Genomic DNA, 18,277 nt, shown 5'->3' on the forward strand with positions numbered 1-18,277 from the left:
TATTTCTATAATAGCTATTCTTCAATTGTTGGGGGGAGGAGCTAAAATAAAAAAAGCTTCTACTTTTTAAGTAGAAGCTTAAGGTGGGTGATGAGGGATTCGAACCCCCGACCCTCTCGGTGTAAGCGAGATGCTCTGAACCAGCTGAGCTAATCACCCTAAAGGAATGTAAAATAGCAAAATCTTAAATAGTGGGTGATGAGGGATTCGAACCCCCGACCCTCTCGGTGTAAGCGAGATGCTCTGAACCAGCTGAGCTAATCACCCTATTTATATAATCTCTTCCTTTAAGAGCAGCACAAAGATAGGACAGTTTTATGAAGTTGCAAATTTTTTGAAGTTTTTTTTGAAAAAAAATATAAATTTTAATTTTTATGCTCCAAAATAGAAGCAGTAGCCAATTGGATAAAGACTCGTTATTGGAACTTTATCCAATTGGTTTTGCTGCACCTTATTTGAGGATAATTGCCTCTAAATCTTTGACTAATTGCTGTCCTTCTTTACTTAATGCGTTTAAATTTTTGCCTCCATTTTCCTTGGACAACGCTAAGATGACAAAATTATCGGCACACAATTCATCGGGATGAATATTATACTGTGTATTTTTTCCTACTTGTTCCCAAAAACCACTAATATCATCAATAGAATAACCGACATCTTTGTTAACAACCGACCATTGTCCTGCACGATCTCTAACTTCAAACAATTGGAAGGTTAGGTAGCCAAAAAAAGCAGGCATTTCTGCTTGGTAATTTTTGTATCTAGAATAGATGGCAGGAATTGCTTTAAACGTTCTATTGGTTTTGGGATCTTTTACTGTTATTGCATAGCGCAAGTCAACCCCATCAGGGTTGTAGAGGACACGTTCTTTTAAGAACTCAGAAAGATTTAAGTTGGGTAATTTTTCAAAACCAATACGTTGGTACAATGCATCTCGTTTGTCTTTGTTATATCTAGAATAGATGTGAAAAATCTCGTGAATCATAGTGGATAAGAATGTTTCATTATTAGCATCTTTATCCATATTTAGCATGGGAGCAGGGATAATAATAGAATTATCTCTAGTATAAAAAACAGAGGCACCATAGTACTTGCCTTTTGTTTTGATTAGAAAAATTTCGGGCAACTTAAGATTAGGGTCAACCTTGTAACACAATTCTAATGCTTTGTCAAAAATTTTCTGAGTAACTTCTTTTTCTTCTTTCGAAAATTCCATTAAGTCCTCTTGTAGCATTTTTTTGTATTGTTCTAATACGGTTGCTCTAGGTTGCTCCTCTAGGTTTTGTTTTAATTGAATAGACATCTCTAAATTAGCCACTTTGCTGAAAAAGTCTTCTTTTTCGTCTATGATGACCCATTTGCTGGCTTCTTTTTTTGATAGCAATTGGTAACCAGGACGTTGTTGAGAGGCTGTTTTTTTGTTAGCCTGTGGGGCACATGCAATTAGGTGGCAAACCAAAAATAGATATATAATAGCGTGTAGACTACTTAATTTTTGAAAATTCATAATACTGTTTGTTGTTGTTAAACGAAAAATTAAACAATAAAAAAATTATTGGGACGATGAAGTCGGAAATAAGAAGGGAGATAGATTTTCTTTGCCAAAGAACGATAGGGGTAAGGTTACTTTATGTTAGTAGAAACCATATACCTAATAATTATTGAATATTCATTTGCAAATAATAAATCGCCTCAGGTCCAGTACAAAACAAGAGATCTAAGATGCTTAGATTTGCTACAAAGCCTAATCTATCTTCAAATACTTGAGGATAAGGGATGATTTTAAAATCAGAATCTTTAGGAGCAGTATAGTTTTTGGGTAAAATACAGTTTCTAAAATCTGTCACCGTTTCATCGGTAGCTTTGTTAAAAGCAGTTGTGTATTGAATGGAGGGCGCTATTTGTAAACTATTAAGAACAAGTTCTTGCAAATCTAGACAGAAATCAAACAATAAGTCGTACTTCTTTTGATAGATTAGGCTAAAATCGTCTTGGTAATACTCAAAAAATGGACTATTCCCATAGGCAGTTTTTATACTGCGCCAATGTATAGTTTGCCAATTTTTGCTGTTGTCAATTGCCACCGTTCGGATATTTGCTTGTTGGTGCTTTCCTTTGAGCAATGGAATACTTAGCGGGACTACACCATTGGCGGTTGCAATGCAACATCTGTTTCTAAATGAGCCTTTTCTGTAGTTTTCGTGCTGTTCAATATAGAGGTTAGGATACTTTACAAATTTCGAATAATATTGTATTGGCCCTAGATATTGAATTTCGAGTAAGATAGATGTGTTCATTATTTTTGGATTAAATCATTGAGACAAAGATGGTGTTTTTTGTGCAAATAAAAGTTCTAGTGCTTTATTTATAATGATGAAAGCCGCATTTTTATGCATAAACGAGCCATTTTGAAAAGAATTAAATTGAAAATAAACGATTTGAACGAACCACTTACTTAGCAGAGAGCAGGGAATGTTAATCGGAGAAGACTTTTTTAAAATTTGTAATTGGAAGATCACTCTTTTTTTGTGGATAATACTATGAACTTTATAGTTAAATATTCGAGGGAAGTTTGTATTTTGCCGTGAATTTCAAGAGTTTTTTACAATTCTATAAGAGAAGCCTTAAATTCTAAAAAAAGAATCCTATTTTTGTCGATACTAAAGTTTTAAGAAAATGCTTTAATAAAGTAGATTCGTACTGATGGTATTTTCATAGCAAATGAAAGCATACACTTATTTAAATCTAAGTTGTATTATGGATGGATTTTGTGAGAGATATTGTTAGGGATTTCCCCAAAGCTAGATTGTGCTCGAAAATGTAACTAATTAAAAGAATGAATGTTGCGTTCCTTTTTTGAAAACATTGATTTAGAATACATTTTATCACAATTAAAAATGAACTAATTTTATTTCCTTAACGAATTAGTGTCATTTTAATAAGGTATAACAACCTAACTATTTATTAAAAGATAGCTTATGAAAAGATTTATATTACTCACGTTGGTTGTATGGACTATGGGGACTGTTGCAAATGCACAGCAAGAGGCCATGTTCACCAAATACATGTTTAATCCCCTTCCTTTTAATCCTGCAATTACAGGAACTACTGGAGCATTGGATATGGTCTTGTTGCACAGGCACCAATGGTTTGGTTTAGAAGGGGCTCCGTTGACCCAACATTTTTCGATTCATTCTCCACTCAAAATCGGCAAAGAAAATGAAAATGCTTCTGTCGGAGGCTATTTGGGACACGATCAGATTGGAGCAACTAGAACCTTTACAGGTTATGTTACCTTTAGCTATCGTTTGAGGTTAAACAACCCTAAAAAGAAAAATAGAATTATCTATTTGAATATTGGTATTTCTGGAGGTGTTGGAAATTGGTCGGCAAATTATTCAGACCTAAATTTAGATGATACAAACGATCCTTCTTTTCAAAATTTAACGCCAAACATTTGGTTGCCCAATTTTGGAGCAGGGCTTTATCTGTATTCTAAAATGTGGTATGTTGGTATTTCTGCTCCCAAGCTTTGGTCTAATACCATGCGTGCTCGTACACAAACAGAAAATCAGAACCTGCCAATTTCTCAAGAGTACCGTCATTACTATTTGACGTTTGGTGGTGCTATTAAAATCAATGACAATTTTGTAATTCGACCATCGTTTTTACTAAAAAATGTTGGTCTTTTTGTTGCAAAAAATAGCCAAAATGACGTAGGGGCTCCTACTGAATTTAATGTTGATTTGGGGATTTTGTTGATGAAGCGTTTTTGGATTGGAACATCTTTCCGTTCTTCTGTTGAAGCGGTTATTGGTCAAGGGTCTTCTTATGATTCTATTGATTTTTGGATGGGAATGCGTCTTAAAAATGGTATTCGATTTGGGTTGGCTTATGATTATCCTTTAAATGCTATGGCGGGACCAGGGATTGGTTCTTATGAGGTGATGTTGGGCTATGACTTGTTTAAGACGAAAGAGCTAGAAGATGGAGGCAAAATCATTGACCCACGTTATTTAAATTTTTAAAATTATATCCGCTAACAACCAACCCTATATTTTTAATTGGTTATTGCTTTGTTAGTAGTTGTTAATATACTGAAATACGATATAGATCCTTATAACTTTTTCTTAATAGAACTATGCGATTCCTAAATTATATACTAACTCTTTTTATTGTACTGGTATTTTGCGCTGTAGCAGATGCTCAACGTCCTAAACTGAATCGTGCTGAACGATTGATGGGACAGCACAACTATACTGCAGCAATTAACCTTTACTTGAGTATCTTAGAAAAGGGTAACGATGACGATGCTATGATAGGCATAGCAGAATGTTATCGCCGTATTGGAAACCCAGATGAGACAGAGTATTGGTATGGTTTGGTTTCTCGTATGCCTAATGCCCCTCAAAAGTCTTGGTTGTATTATGCGCAAGCATTGCAAAGAAATGGTAAATACAACGAGGCTAAGACTTGGGCCGAAAAATATGTCAGTCAGATTGAGCCCAACAATACACAGGCTATGTGGTTGATTAAATCTTGCGAGGAAGATGTGGTACAGGATTTAAGAGCTTCTGGCAAACTGTATAAGGTGACTCCTGTGGATGAAATTAATACAGAAAACGATGAGTTTGCTCCTGCTTATTTTAAAAATGATTTAGTATTTATTTCTGCTAGAGACCGCAAGGCGCACATCAAGCAGTTTAATCGTTGGAGCAATGAGGCCGATAAGCCATTTACAGAGGTTTATACGACTAAAAGAAACCAAATCGGAGAGCCTGAAGAGTATATTTACAACTATGGAAAAGTAGAAAAGTTTAGCCCTTCTTTGAGTTCTAAATATCACGATGGGCCATTGACCTTTAATGCTGAGTTCAACGAAATTTATTTTACTCGATCTAATATGGACAAACCAGACGATGGTATTGTTCGATTGAAAGTTTATCAATCTAAGGGCGCTCCTAAGAAATATTCAGAACCTCGTTCTTTGCCTTTTAACAGTGATGAGTATTCTGTTTTGCATCCTTCGCTTTCTGATGATGGCGAAATGTTGTTTTTTTCTTCTGATATGCCTGGAGGCTTTGGGGGCTATGACTTATATGTTTCTTATTTGGAAGATGGTCGTTGGTCGCCTCCTGTTAATTTAGGACCTACTGTTAATACAGAGGGAAATGAGGTGTTTCCTTTTCATCATGAGAGTGGCACACTTTATTTTGCTTCGAATGGTTTAGTAGGCATGGGAGGTTTGGATATTTATAAAACTAGAGAAAACTATGGAGCTTGGACTGATCCTATCAATTTAGGATATCCAATTAATACCGTAGATGACGATTTTGGTTTTATCATCAATCCTGAACAAACACATGGTTATTTTTCTTCTAGCCGAAAAGGTAAGGGGGGAGATGATATTTATACCTTTACTAAATTATCTGTTACGGTTGAAATTAGCGTTTTTGACGAGGATACACAAATGCCTTTAGAGGCTGCGGATGTATTTACTCCTTGTTCTGAGGTGCAAAACTTTTTGACCAATCAAGATGGTAAGGTTATCATGGAATTGCCTTTGAATAAGGCTTGTGATTTTGCCGCAGAAAAATTAGGCTACCAACCTAACTCGGTACGTTTGTCTTCTAAAAATCAACCTCCTGGCAAGACTTTATATGTTCAAATCCCGTTGAAGTTAGAATGTATTTTTATCGTTTCTGGAACTATTGTGGATGGTTTAACCAATTCCCCAGTGGATAGTGCGCTTGTGCGTTTGCAGTCCTATTGTGGTGGAGAACAGGATGAATTATCCATGTATACCGATGCAGAAGGTAAGTATGAATTCCGTGATGTTCGAGAGGATTGTGATATTCGGGTAACGGTTTCTAAACCTGGTTTTACCAAGGGATCGGTGACGTTTAAAACAGGAACAGAATGCGGCGAATCTGCTGTTGCTAAAGGAGTTATTGATACAGCAGGTGCTATTGTTAAATCAATTCCTTTGTATTGCTTTGGGGAAAATTGTGAGAAAGTAGATGGTGAGTTAGATCCTAATGATCCTAATTATGATCCAAATAATCCTTATGGTGTTCCTGAAGATGAATGTATTAAGGATTCTATTGCGATGGATAATGGAGATATTAAAGTTGTCTTTTGTGACGATAGCTATAAGATTGACCGATCTGGTGGAGGAACGGATTATTATACCGCAAATGATGAAAAAGATGATGATAGAAGTATAGCAACAGGATTGGCTCAGTTAGTTAATATTTATTATGATTATGATCGAGCTAATCTTCGTTCTGATGCTAAAAAGGAACTAAAAAAGCTAGTTGCATTTCTAGATGCTTATCCTGCTGCAAAAATAAAACTAACCTCTCATACGGATGCTCGTGGTAAACGTGGTTATAATAAACGTTTGTCTAAGCGTAGGGCTGAATCGGTTGTTCGTTATTTAATGGAAAATGGAATTGATAAGAGTCGTCTAAGAGCAAAAGGAATGGGGGAAGAGGTGATGATTAATGATTGTTATGATGGAATAGAATGTAGTGAAGAGCAACATCAAGAAAATCGTCGAACAGAATTTACTGTTATAGAGTACATTCCGCCAACAATTAAAGATGCTAAATCTAAGCGTCCAACAACTATCAAAACAAATCCTTGTAACAATTGCCCTGGTGCATCAGATGTAGAAGGAGAAGCTGGAGATATAAATAGTATAGAATCTTCTATTGAAGGATAGAGCCTTATTTATACAACATAAAAAAAGCGTTTAGGTTTTTCCTAAACGCTTTTTTTATGCCTATTTAAGAGCATTGAGAATGCAAAAACTAATAAAAATAAAGAAAAAAAATGAACTAAACAAGTCTAAAAAACAATATTCTGTATTAGGGGTTTAAATGAAAAAAATACTTGTTTTTTTATGAAAAAAGGCGTATTATTAGCCCGTCTAAATTTGTTCAGAATCATTTTATAGTGCATCATTGGATGCATAAAAGATTGAACAAGATTAGTATTCGGAACCGCCATTTTTTCCAAAACTCACAATATACTATGTTTAAAAGTAAGACAGATTTTAATGCTTTTGATAAGAATAATAGCAAAGTAAAAAACCTAGAGGCAGCTAAAACAAAAGCCTTGACAAAGTCGGGGACTAAGAAACTAATTAACAAATTAGGTGAAAAAACTAGCTATCATCTTGTTTTGGATTACTTCGTAGATGATAAGGGAAAGACCTTGGGGCACTTCTTAGATTTAGGAGAAAATAAAAAATTAAGCAAGCATTTTGAACAGGTGGAAATGAAAGCTGGAAAGTTGGATAAGAGCATGTCCGAATCTCCTAAGAAAGCTTGTGCTGGCTTTGCTTACATAGAACTCGTAAAAGGAAAAAAAGTGGTTCATATTGAACCCAATGCCAATTCTAAAATACCTAAGGGAAAATGGGCTAAAATTTTAAAGGACTTAAAACCTTTGTTTGGAGGATTAAAAGCAGTTGTTGTGTTGGCTGGGGAGCTGATAGAAGCTGATCCACAAGAGGAGGGAGAAGACGTTGTTGCAAATGCAGAAGAGCCCACTAAAACAGAAAAACCTGCTACCGATCAAATAAAGGAATTGATCGTTGGCATTTCTGGTATTTTGAAAGAACAATTGCCCAAAGTTGTCTTACCAAATGTTAAATCTAAAAATGTTTCTCAGGAAGATTTAGATATTACAAGCGATTTGTTTGATAAAATAGAGGACTTCAAAGCGGTGTATGAGGAAGCAACAGCCGAAATTCAACAAAAAATTGCAAAGCACTACAATTCTATCCTTAATCAGGTTCCTAAGTTAGAAAAGATACAGCTTGCGGTTGAAAACCTATTGGGAATTAGTGACAATGAAGTAACGGAAGAGGCACCAGATACCGCAGAAGTAAAAGCACTAAAAGAGTTGTTGGCTTATGTTAATAGTGAGATGGATTCGATCGAAAAGAATTTTACTAAGGCTAAGGATGAAATTACCAATGCCGCTTCTGAAATTATTGCTGGTGGAGAAGAATTATTGAAAGCATTATTTTAATCCACAAAGCATCAAATTCACTTATTACGAAAAATTAGTTCTTGGCAAAGGAAAGATGTTGTTTTCTGCTCCAATGAACCTTAAACTATATAAGACATGCCAAAATCAGTCGCATTCGGAAAAGCACAAGAAGAACTCAAACGTTTACAAAAATTGAAACAAGAGATCTTGGGGAAAATGCCTAAGGAATCTAACTTCTTGACCAAACAATTGATTAAACTGTTAGAAAAACAGTTGGAAAAATTAGAAGAAAAAATCAAAGAGGTAGAGCAAACTCTTGAAGAAGCTGTTACTGCTTCGGATATGGTTGATCCTGATATATTGGGTAAAACAAAAGATATTTTTGAAGGGGTTGCAGAGGGTAAAACAGATGAGGTAGTAGATGTTTTTAAAGACATTGCTAAGGATAAGGCACAGGAAATCATTGATAAAGAAATCAAGGATAAAGACCTTGCAAAGACGGTAAAGGATGCCATTGATCGTGCTAGTGAAGGAGATATGGACGGTGTGCTTGATGTGGTCAAAGATGGAGCAAAGGAAAAAGCAGGAGAGGTCATTGATAAACACATCGGAGATGAGGAAATTGCCGCTAAGTTAAAAGAGGTGCTGGATGGTGTTGCTGATGGTGATTGGGACGGAGTATTGGATACCATTAAAGATGGAGTAATTGATATTGCAGAAGGCAAACTAGAAGAGTTTATCGAGAAATTGATTGAGCAGTTTGAGGCAGAAATCAAAATTAAGATAGAGCTGGATATGAAGGAAGAAGCCAAGGCGCTTATTCCTAAAGCATTGCAAGAGACCAAACAAAAAACAGGGCCACATTGGAGCGTAAAATTAGCGAAAAATCTTACTAAGCGTCTGTTCAAAGAATCTGTAATTATTATTAAAGATGAGATCGAGCGATTAACTTCGGAGGATGGGCTTAAAATTTTGATTCAAATTGCTAAAGATGCAGCCTTTGAAACCCTAAAGAGTGGTTTGCTGGGTCGAAAAATAAAAGATATTCTCAAAGAATTGGTGGCGCAAGTTGCTAATCACCCTGAATTTAAGAAAATCATCAAAGACTTTAAGCGCAAAATGCTAATCATGTTTATTCGAGTAGCAGAAGAAGAAGTAGAAAAAACAGTAGGGCCTGTTTTTGATGCTTTTTTGAGAGTGCACACTCCTTGGGTAGGCACACTGCTTAGTACGGGCAAACAAACGGCTAAAATTGGTCCTTTGTGGGGTTGTGTCAGCCTTGCTTTGAGTGTACAAGCTGATTTTTCGGCTAAATTGACAGGAAAGAGAAAAGGGCTAGGAGCCATTGCTAAAGGTGGTTTATCTGGAAAAGCTTATGCAGGGGTTGGGATTCATATCGGATTTGACATTCCTGTCGTTGGGGATGTTGCAATTGAAGGAGGAGTTGAAGGTGGTCCAGAAATTAATGCTTTGGCGAGCATTGAATTGAGCTCAAAAAATGCAGTTATTCAGGGAACAGTTGTACCGATTACTGTCGATATTGATATGTCTGCAAGGTTGTATTTAGAAACACCGATTCCAAATCATATCTTAAAATATGTACCTGCTTATTTGGCTAGTACTTCTGTTGTTCAACAAACGATTTATTATCCATTGGGACGCATCAACCTCTTAACGGCTACTACTCCAGGTTATTCTTTGACCTTCGATTTAGTCAAAAAGGAATATGCTTATATTGGGACTACTGGAGGCAAATACGATATTTCTGTTAATCCAAAAGTAAAAGCTTATATTAAAGAAACGAAAGAGGCGATAGAGCAAGCAGCACAATCTGTTGTAGATGCTGTAAATCCAACAAATTGGGATTTAAATCCTTTTGATGAAGAAGGTTGGATTGGAAGTCTATTCTAAAAGAAAAACGAAATACTGTTTAGCAAGTTTATAAATTGTATATAAAAGAAGAGTCCATTGGGAGAAAAAACCGTAAATAGGTTCTGTCCAATGGACTCTTTTTTTACAACTTCTAAGTTAATAAGGAAAAAAATAAGGTATCAAAAAAGATTAGGCAAATCGATAGATCATTTTTGAGGCTTTACCTAAAGTAGTTGATCTAAGATCGCAGTCGCTTTATTGCCCAAATAAGCAACTTTCTCTTTTTGAAGGTGTTTTTTATAATTATTGACCAATTGTGCAGGAACAGAGGATAAATCTTGTTGTGCTAAATACATTACCTCATTTTCTTCTTTACTAAAAGAAATTCCATCCTTGGCAAGTCTCAATTTTGCCATAAAACTAGGGAAATTATCCAATGGTAAAAACTCTACTAAGACACCACTTGGTGCTTCTTTCTTGATTCTATAAGTTAACAATTCCTCTTTGTCATCAGCGACAAGAATAGCGCCTGTCTCTGTAAAAACCATAGAGAACATAGCTAGAGACAGTTTCATTTTTTCGGCATACTCAGTAGGAAGGTCAGCCAATTTTTGGCTGTCCAAATCTTGAAATTTCCATAGTTTGCCAAATAATTTCTGAAGTACGGGAGAGGCTGCATTTTTTGCAAATTCTGCCTCATTGGCTTTGAGTGAACGAGTCTGAATATCTTGTAAAAAATCTTGAAAATAAGCCTTGATGTATTCTTGTGCCAAGGGGTGATGAGCGGCCTTGGCTGCTTTCATAAATCGATAAGCTTTATTGGTTTCTCCTTTCTTTTCATAGAGCATTCCCAAGCCATAAAAAGCTTCTTTTTGGCGCAGACTTTTAGCTTTTGCCAAGGGCATAAAGGTAGCTTCTGCTTCTTGATGTTTATTGAGTGCTGTCAAGGCTCTTCCTTTTTGCAGCAATACTCGTTCTGTTAGGCTTTTATCGTCTGTAGCCTTTTGTAAAAGAAGATCAGCATCCGCTAAAGCAGCTGCATATTCCTCTTGCTCTATCTTTGCTTCTATCAACATTAAGAAGGCTTCTGTTTCTTGAGGATTCAATTCAATACATTTTTGTAAAGCGTCAATAGCTTGGTCTAATTCTAAAGCGTAAAGTGCAGCTTCTCCTAAAGTTCGATAAAACATAGAATGTTGCTCTTCAACTAATTCAGCGGCTTGGCGCAGATGTTCTACAGCTTTAGAGAATTGTTCTTGATTTAGTAATTCTTGTCCATAATTAAATTGATGAACATGATTGTTGGGCAACTGTTGGAGCAAACTTTCGTATAAAGGGAAGGTATCAGTGTTCCTTCCTAGATCTTTTAGTACTTTTATTTTGAGAGAAATAGCCGCCTCATTAAATGCTTCCTCTTGCTCCAAGAAAATATTTAAATCTCCTAATGCTGCTTCATGTTGGCTTAGACCATTAAATGCTTCAGCCCGATATAAATAACTGGATAAGTTAGTGGCATCAAGTTGTATCGCTTGGTTGAGTAAATCCAATGCCTGTTGATAATCTTGATATTGTCTAAGTTGAAAACCAGCTTTAGCAATTAGAGCGTTCGTATTATTAGGATCTTTTCGGAGAATTTTCCCCCACATAATCTGAGCATCTTCTAAGCGTCCTTGAAGCTCTTTGATACGACAAAAACGAGTCATATAATCGATACTGTCAGGCTCTATTTCTAAGGCTTTAGCTAGGCAAACTTCTGCTTCGTTATAGCGACTAGGAACGGCAAGAATTAAGGCTTCAGATAAATAGTAGTAACCAAATGCTTCTGTGGGGTATTCTGTCACGGCTTGTTTGGACAATACTTCTAATTCCGCCTGCTCATAATGTATTAAAGTATCTTCTAGTGCTACTAATAGTTGCTCTTTATCCATTTTAATTATTTTGATGCGTTGATGTATTTCTTAATCCGTAGGGGCTTTGACAACTCTAGTGTGACGATGCAATAGCAGCGTAGCTAATTAAATCGAGTGCTTATAGTACAACTTACCGTTTTGGATATTAGATGAGTTGCTAAAGAACGACCAAGAGATACAAAAAACGATGATTTTTTATTTTCAAAACTTACTATCTGGGAAGATACAAATTTTAACAGAAAAATAGAACTATAAAAGAAATATTCTAGGTCAACCCAAGTAGAACTTAATTTTTGCTGAGCATGCTTTTTTTTAAGCTAAAATGTTAGGGAGAATGGATTAAATTTTCAACTCTTTATAAAGGATGTCTGTTAATCTTATTAGATACTACCCAAAGGTAGAAAGGATACTCATTTTTTTAGATGACAATGGCGGATGCATCAAGTAGGTTATGTTTTTGAACAGAAAGAACTGAAAGGTGTAGAGTCTACGAAGATTAGATAGGATGATAAAAAGAATACTCAATGATTTTGCTAAAGTGCCTGCTCCAATTTTATATTTGATAGGAGCTGTATTCTTTATACAATTGATCGATGCCTCTTTGTTTATTTTGTTTAATTTTTATTTGAAAGATTTAGGCTATAGCGATAGTGAGATAGCCCATTTGGTTTCTTACAAATATGGAGCAATTATTTTATTTGCCTTCCCTTTAGGCTTGTTTATAAAAGGAAGGGAATTAATACACTTTTTTCGAATTGCTTCCATTGTAAGCCCTAGCTTAATGCTAATGGTCTTGTTTGCACTAGAATACAACTATACTACATTTGTGTATGTTTTGGTGTTTTTGTTTGGACTAGGAACGATTTGTATTAGTGTAACAGCAATGCCCTTTATTATTTTGAATACCCCCCAAGAACGACATTCTGAGGCCGTAACGCTTTATTTTCAAGTTTTTAGTGCGACAGCTTTTGTTTCTGGCTTGTTGAACTATTTGCTTAGTAGCCTTGCCCCTAGCTTTTTTACAGAAGGGGTGGTGTTAAAACTGTTTGGCGGCTTAGGATTTATTAGTATTTGGTTTATTTCCAAAATTGACCTTCAAGAGAATATTTCTGATCGAGTTCCGATTCGAACCTTTGTAAAAGCCTACGAATGGAAAAAAATAGGGATAGCTATGTTTCCTACCATTTTGATTGCGACAGGAGCGGGCTTAACCATTCCATTTATCAATTTGTTCTTTTTGGCAATACACGACATTGACTCCAAGGCTTTTTCATTGTTGGGCGCCTTAAGTTTTGTTTTAGTAACGATTGTGATGCTCTTTATTCCTGCTATTCGCCGACGGTTTGGTTATAATATAGTCATTAATGGTTTCCAATCTTTAGCGGTATTGGCTTTGTTTATAATGGCTTCTACCGAGTGGTATGCAGCATGGGAATGGGCTGCAACCTTAGCTGTTGCAGCATTTTTAATTCGTCAACCCTTGATGCAGGTTGCTTCGCCCGCAATAACTGAAATGACCATGTATTATGTTGGAGAAAAGAATCAAGAAATGATGGGAGCATTAAACGCCTCTATTTGGTCTGGAGCTTGGTTTTTTAGCTCTATTATTTTTGGTGTATTGAGAGCGTGGAACGTTGCTTATGTGACCATTTTTATGATTACTGTTGTAATGTATTTGATTGCTACCATTGTCTATTATTGGCTGATAAAGGATTATAAACGAATGAAAGCCGCTCGTTATTCAGCAACCCAAAAGGCAGAAGAATGGAGTGTTTTATGATACGCTACAGAAGGTTGGGCTAACTAGATATATAGCAATAAGACGAGCATAAAGGGAATAGCAATAATAAAAAAGCTAAGAAAGACAACACGCAGTTCTTTGGGAAATTGGCGAACTAAAGGAAATTGTTTGGCAATACCATCTAAGAAATCTACAATCCAAAAATCTTTGGGGTTATTGTTGGCATCCATAAAACCTGCTTCAATAAGGAGTTGAGAAGCCCTAACATAATCTTGTTTGTTAACTAATAATTTAGCTCCACCTATTGCTCTCGCTTCAATTGTGGTCACTTGCATAGTGAGTTCATCTCTACTAACCGTTTTAATGCCTGCTTCTTCGAGTTTTCTCTTTGCTAAAGCTAATTCTGCTAAATCATAAAAATGTTGGACAATAATTAGGCTCATTGTTTAATGGTTTAAAATGTTTTTAAATCGTCTAAAATAGACCATTGAAATTAGATGGATCAATAGAATTATTCCTTTAAAATAAATGAAATTATTATTTATATATAATAAATGTAAAAAAATAGGAAAAAGAAGCAATCTACTTAATTCTAACCAAAAGCCAAGTCTACGTTTATCCGCAGAAAGCCCAAAACTAGCGACAGACCACAAAATAAATGCAATAGTAGTTAGGATGGGTAGTGAAAAGATGTTCTGCTCTTTAGATAACGTTGCCAGAAAAAATGTAGTTCCCAATAACAGCAAAAGATAATGTATGGCAATATAAACACTAAGCCCATTGGGAATGATTGTATGATATTTGATTTGTTCTGATCGTTGTATTGGGGGAGGCAAAAGAGGACCTCCTGCTTCTACAGGTCGCCAACCTGGTTTTTCGAAAAGCAACCTTAATTTATCACTCCACTTTGATGTGTGGATAAATGTTGATCCTAAATCTTTATAATAGTCCAAGTTTGCCCAAATTGGATTCCAAGTAGATAGAGGTTTGGTTACTCCATAAACAACGGTTGCTTTTTCTGCCTGAAAAGTGCCAAAAATACGATCAAAAATAATCAAGGTTCCGCCGTGATTTTTATCAATATATTCGGGGTTTTGCCCATGATGTACTCGATGGTGTGATGGGGTATTAAATACATACTCAAACCACTGGGGCAGCTTATCAATAGTTTCGGTGTGAATCCAAAACTGATACAAGGTTTGTAGGGTATTAATGAGTAAAAATGAAATGGGGTCAAATCCAAGGAATGCTAAGGGCAAATAGAAAACGCCTGAAATCAGGGATTGAAAAGCCGACTGGCGCAGGGCTACAGAAAGGTTGTAATCTTCACTTTGATGATGGACAACATGAGCACCCCAAAAAATATTAATCTCATGTGAGTAGCGATGAAACCAATAATATAAACCATCAATTGCTAAAAATAGAATTAGGTAGGACCACCAAGTAGTCGGAATTCTTAGGGGGCTTAGATGATAAAAATAGGCATAAAGCCCCAAGGTGAGAGACTTAATAAAAACACTGAGTACTTGTTGGCTGATGCCACAACTAATATTACTAATGGCATCGTTAAAACGATATAGTTCTTGTTGATGGAATCTTGAAATTAAGAATTCAATGCCAATTAATAGGAAAAAAATAGGAATGGCAAAGAGCATAAGGTTCATAAGCACAAATTATTTATCTAGGTTATGAATGGTATTACTCCGCTAACTTTTTAGCTTTTTAACAAAAAAATCAGCGGAGTATTAGAATGAATATAAAATACGAAATTCACGGCACATAAACCTAGATAAATAGAAAATCTGCTTCGTTACTTAGTTACATTGTTGCAGTCTCAGTAGATTTACGGACGATAAATTTTACACCAAAGGTAACTTCAATACTAAGGTTGATAACTCTATAATCTTCGCTAAAAGTCCTAACAGCTGTTTTAGTAGTAAAAGGATCAATGTATTGAACCTGTGTACCCTTCGGAAAAAAAACTTGGGGGGTCAAATCAGGGCTAACATTGACTTCTATAAACAAACCAAAAGGCAGTTTAACAGGCTCCCACTCGATACCACCGCCCAGCCAAAATCCAAAGTTGATTGGCGTAACGCCTTGGGCATCCAAATTGTTGACCAGCTCATTGGCTGCGGTAACATCTAATCGAACTCCAGCAGCATAATAAGGCAGAATACTATTGAATTTAAAATTACCTTTAAGTAGGGTAGAGAGCGAGATGTTGTGGAATAAATCATTAACGCTATAAGCCGTATTGTTAAAATAACCAGAGTTGTACGAAGCACCTCTGCGATGGTAGCCCAATTGGGCGACAAAGCCCAAACGACGAAGGGTATTTTCGCCTTGCCATTTGCCCATGGTTTCAAAAAATAGACCACTGTGATAAGAAAGCAAGGCACGCTTACTTCTTTGGGTTCCAACTAAGAGTCCACCCTTGGCACCAAAACCAATATGTTGTGCTTGTATGTTCGTACTAAAAAAAAGGAGAAAGGCAATAAAGCCAATATATTTTTTCATTGCTGTTGTATTATTGTTAAGTAATAGTTGGGAGGTAAGTAGATGGACAAAATTAGTAGTTTAAAAATTGGAGTATATTTTTTTCGCTAACGACTTGTAAAACGTAGCTTTAGCGGGCTAAATCGAGGCTTTTCAAGGAAGCTTAGCGGACAAAAGATGCCCCATTTAATGTTAATTATTTTGACCATCTACTTATTAATTCAAAAATAAAAAAGAACCTGCTAATAAGTTAACAGGTTCTGGATATATTATTTTTCTTAACTAAATCGAATGAATTAGTCTTTTAGAATTTTTCTAGAGATAACTAGTTTTTGAATTTCAGAAGTTCCTTCTCCAATGGTACACAATTTACAATCACGGAAAAATTTCTCTACAGGAAAATCCTTTGTGAAACCATAACCACCGTGAATTTGCACCGCCTCAGTTGCCGCTCTTACACAAGTTTCAGAGGCGTAGTATTTAGCCATTGCCGAAATTTTGGTAACAGGCAAGTGATTGTCTTTTAGATACCCTGCTTTGCGAATCAACAATTCAGATGCTTCAATTTCTGTTGCCATATCCGCCAATTTGAACGAAATAGCTTGGAAACTAGAAATTGGTTTACCAAATTGCTCTCTTTCTTTAGAGTATTTTAAGGCAGCATCGTAAGAACCTTTGGCAATACCCAATGATAAAGCACCAATAGAAATACGACCACCATCTAAGATTTTCATCGATTGGATAAAACCTTCCCCTTCTTTTCCTAGCAATTGGCTTTTGTGTACACGGCAATTGTCAAAAATAAGCTCTGCGGTTTCAGAAGCACGCATTCCTAGTTTATTTTCCTTTTTGCCACCAGAAAATCCTTCCATTCCACGCTCAATGATAAAGGCACTCATACCGTGGCTGTCTAAAGGCTCACCCGTACGAACAATCACTACTCCAACATCGCCAGAGCGACCGTGCGTAATCCAGTTTTTAGTACCATTGATGACATAATAATCACCATCTTTTTTGGCAACACATTGCATTCTACCAGCATCAGAACCAGTATTAGCTTCTGTTAATCCCCAAAAAGCAACATGTTCGCCAGTAGCCAATTTGGGCAAGTATTTTTTCTTTTGCTCGTCATTACCAAACATCAAAATATGATTCGTACCTAGAGAGTTGTGTGCCGCTAGAGACAAACCAATTGAACTACAAACTTTGGTAATTTCTTCAATAATTGTGATATATTCTTGATACCCCAAATTAGAACCTTGATATTCTTCAGGAACTAAAACACCCATAAAGCCATGCTCTCCCATTTTGTGGAATAAGTCTTTTGGAAAATGTTGTGCTTCATCCCACTCCATGATATGTGGACGGATGTGCTTTTCTGCAAAATTACGGGCACTTTCACGGATCATTTGCAAGTCTTCAGACGTATCAGGCGTCATAAAATCTGTATTCATCACAATCAATTTTTATAGTACTGACAAAATAATATTCTACAATTAGCCATTTTTCCAAACGGAACACTATAACTAACTATCTTTTTTAGGCTCACAAAAATAACATTTTTTTTTCAAATTATTGAAGGAAAATGCTAAAAGCTATATTTATATATACTTACGAATGAAAAATTAATTTTTAGTGGATTATAAGTTAGGCTGAAAAAAATGCATCAAGTAACCAACCAAAATTAAATTTTTGTCACAAAATGGCCTTTATCACAGAAGAGAAGCATGCAAAAAAGTAAATGAAGCCTTAGGGCTGTCAAAGAGTTATATAACCTATATGAAATAAAACAAAAAAATAAATATTCCTTTTGGTATTTAATCTTTCCTTGGTTATATTTGTAGTTGTTTTTAGAATAAATCTTTGAACAAAAACAATTCTTATAACTATTGAAAGCCATTTTTAACATACTATTACTTTTATTAATAACCGCACAAACAACAAAGGTTGTCGTGGTGTATGTTGCTTTTAAATGGAATCAGAATTTTATTGCTGAAACACTTTGTGAGAACAAAACTCGTCCTCAACTAAAATGTGACGGAAAATGTTATCTTAAAAAGCAAATTAGCAAACAACAAAAGGAAGAAAAAAGTCCTCTTCACTCAAAAAAGGGGCAATCGTTTGATTATTTCGTACTGCAAGAAAAAGTGTGGTTTTCTGCGCTAAACTGCCAACCAATAAAAATAGTAAACTCAGCAAAAAAGGTTTGTTATTCTTATTTAGATCTATTATCTAGATTGTTGGTTGTCAA

Annotated in this window: 12 protein-coding genes and 2 tRNA genes; 5 read left to right on the forward strand and 9 right to left on the reverse strand. The window is 35.7% G+C overall.

Annotated features, from left to right (window positions below):
* Positions 1–84 precede the first annotated feature (84 nt).
* The 4 genes from AsAng_RS27045 to AsAng_RS27060 form a co-directional block, all read right to left on the reverse strand.
* Positions 85–159: transfer RNA gene (locus AsAng_RS27045), tRNA-Val, on the reverse strand.
* 33 nt (positions 160–192) lie between these two features.
* Positions 193–267: transfer RNA gene (locus AsAng_RS27050), tRNA-Val, on the reverse strand.
* A 184-nt stretch (positions 268–451) separates the two neighbouring features.
* A complete protein-coding gene (locus AsAng_RS27055) occupies positions 452–1,507 on the reverse strand; it encodes a hypothetical protein (protein WP_264790268.1) in 1,056 nt (351 codons plus the stop codon).
* A gap of 151 nt (positions 1,508–1,658) precedes the next feature.
* Positions 1,659–2,297 (reverse strand): WbqC family protein, encoded by a 639-nt coding sequence (locus AsAng_RS27060; RefSeq protein ID WP_264790269.1) that lies wholly within the window; start codon positions 2,295–2,297, stop codon positions 1,659–1,661.
* 681 nt (positions 2,298–2,978) lie between these two features.
* Here AsAng_RS27060 and AsAng_RS27065 point away from each other — a divergent pair.
* The 4 genes from AsAng_RS27065 (at position 2,979) to AsAng_RS27080 (ending at position 9,915) form a co-directional block, all read left to right on the forward strand.
* Complete coding sequence (locus AsAng_RS27065) at positions 2,979–4,028, forward strand: PorP/SprF family type IX secretion system membrane protein (RefSeq protein WP_264790270.1); 1,050 nt, start codon at positions 2,979–2,981, stop codon at positions 4,026–4,028.
* Between the two features lie 113 nt (positions 4,029–4,141).
* Positions 4,142–6,727: an OmpA family protein gene (locus AsAng_RS27070; protein ID WP_264790271.1), complete on the forward strand. Its 2,586-nt coding sequence runs from the start codon at positions 4,142–4,144 to the stop codon at positions 6,725–6,727.
* A gap of 311 nt (positions 6,728–7,038) precedes the next feature.
* Positions 7,039–8,043, forward strand: a complete 1,005-nt coding sequence (locus tag AsAng_RS27075; protein ID WP_264790272.1) for a hypothetical protein — start codon at positions 7,039–7,041, stop codon at positions 8,041–8,043.
* 96 nt (positions 8,044–8,139) lie between these two features.
* Positions 8,140–9,915: a hypothetical protein gene (locus AsAng_RS27080; RefSeq protein ID WP_264790273.1), complete on the forward strand. Its 1,776-nt coding sequence runs from the start codon at positions 8,140–8,142 to the stop codon at positions 9,913–9,915.
* 185 nt (positions 9,916–10,100) lie between these two features.
* Here AsAng_RS27080 and AsAng_RS27085 read toward each other — a convergent pair whose 3' ends face one another.
* Complete coding sequence (locus AsAng_RS27085; RefSeq protein WP_264790274.1) at positions 10,101–11,804, reverse strand: tetratricopeptide repeat protein; 1,704 nt, start codon at positions 11,802–11,804, stop codon at positions 10,101–10,103.
* 487 nt (positions 11,805–12,291) lie between these two features.
* Here AsAng_RS27085 and AsAng_RS27090 point away from each other — a divergent pair, with 487 nt between their 5' ends.
* Positions 12,292–13,566 (forward strand): MFS transporter, encoded by a 1,275-nt coding sequence (locus AsAng_RS27090; RefSeq protein ID WP_264790275.1) that lies wholly within the window; start codon positions 12,292–12,294, stop codon positions 13,564–13,566.
* Between the two features lie 23 nt (positions 13,567–13,589).
* Here the strand turns inward: AsAng_RS27090 and AsAng_RS27095 are convergent, their stop codons facing one another.
* The 4 genes from AsAng_RS27095 to AsAng_RS27110 all read right to left on the reverse strand — a co-directional run bounded on the left by AsAng_RS27095 (position 13,590) and on the right by AsAng_RS27110 (position 17,465).
* Positions 13,590–13,970, reverse strand: a complete 381-nt coding sequence (locus tag AsAng_RS27095; protein ID WP_264790276.1) for a putative signal transducing protein — start codon at positions 13,968–13,970, stop codon at positions 13,590–13,592.
* A 3-nt stretch (positions 13,971–13,973) separates the two neighbouring features.
* Positions 13,974–15,191 (reverse strand): sterol desaturase family protein, encoded by a 1,218-nt coding sequence (locus AsAng_RS27100; protein ID WP_264790277.1) that lies wholly within the window; start codon positions 15,189–15,191, stop codon positions 13,974–13,976.
* A gap of 154 nt (positions 15,192–15,345) precedes the next feature.
* Positions 15,346–16,047 (reverse strand): hypothetical protein, encoded by a 702-nt coding sequence (locus AsAng_RS27105; protein WP_264790278.1) that lies wholly within the window; start codon positions 16,045–16,047, stop codon positions 15,346–15,348.
* Positions 16,048–16,322: 275 nt separating this feature from the next.
* On the reverse strand, positions 16,323–17,465 hold the full coding sequence (locus AsAng_RS27110) for an acyl-CoA dehydrogenase family protein (protein ID WP_407655352.1): 1,143 nt from the start codon (positions 17,463–17,465) through the stop codon (positions 16,323–16,325).
* Positions 17,466–18,277 lie beyond the last annotated feature (812 nt).

Origin of the sequence: Aureispira anguillae (genome assembly GCF_026000115.1) — a bacterium.
Classification (GTDB): domain Bacteria; phylum Bacteroidota; class Bacteroidia; order Chitinophagales; family Saprospiraceae; genus Aureispira; species Aureispira anguillae.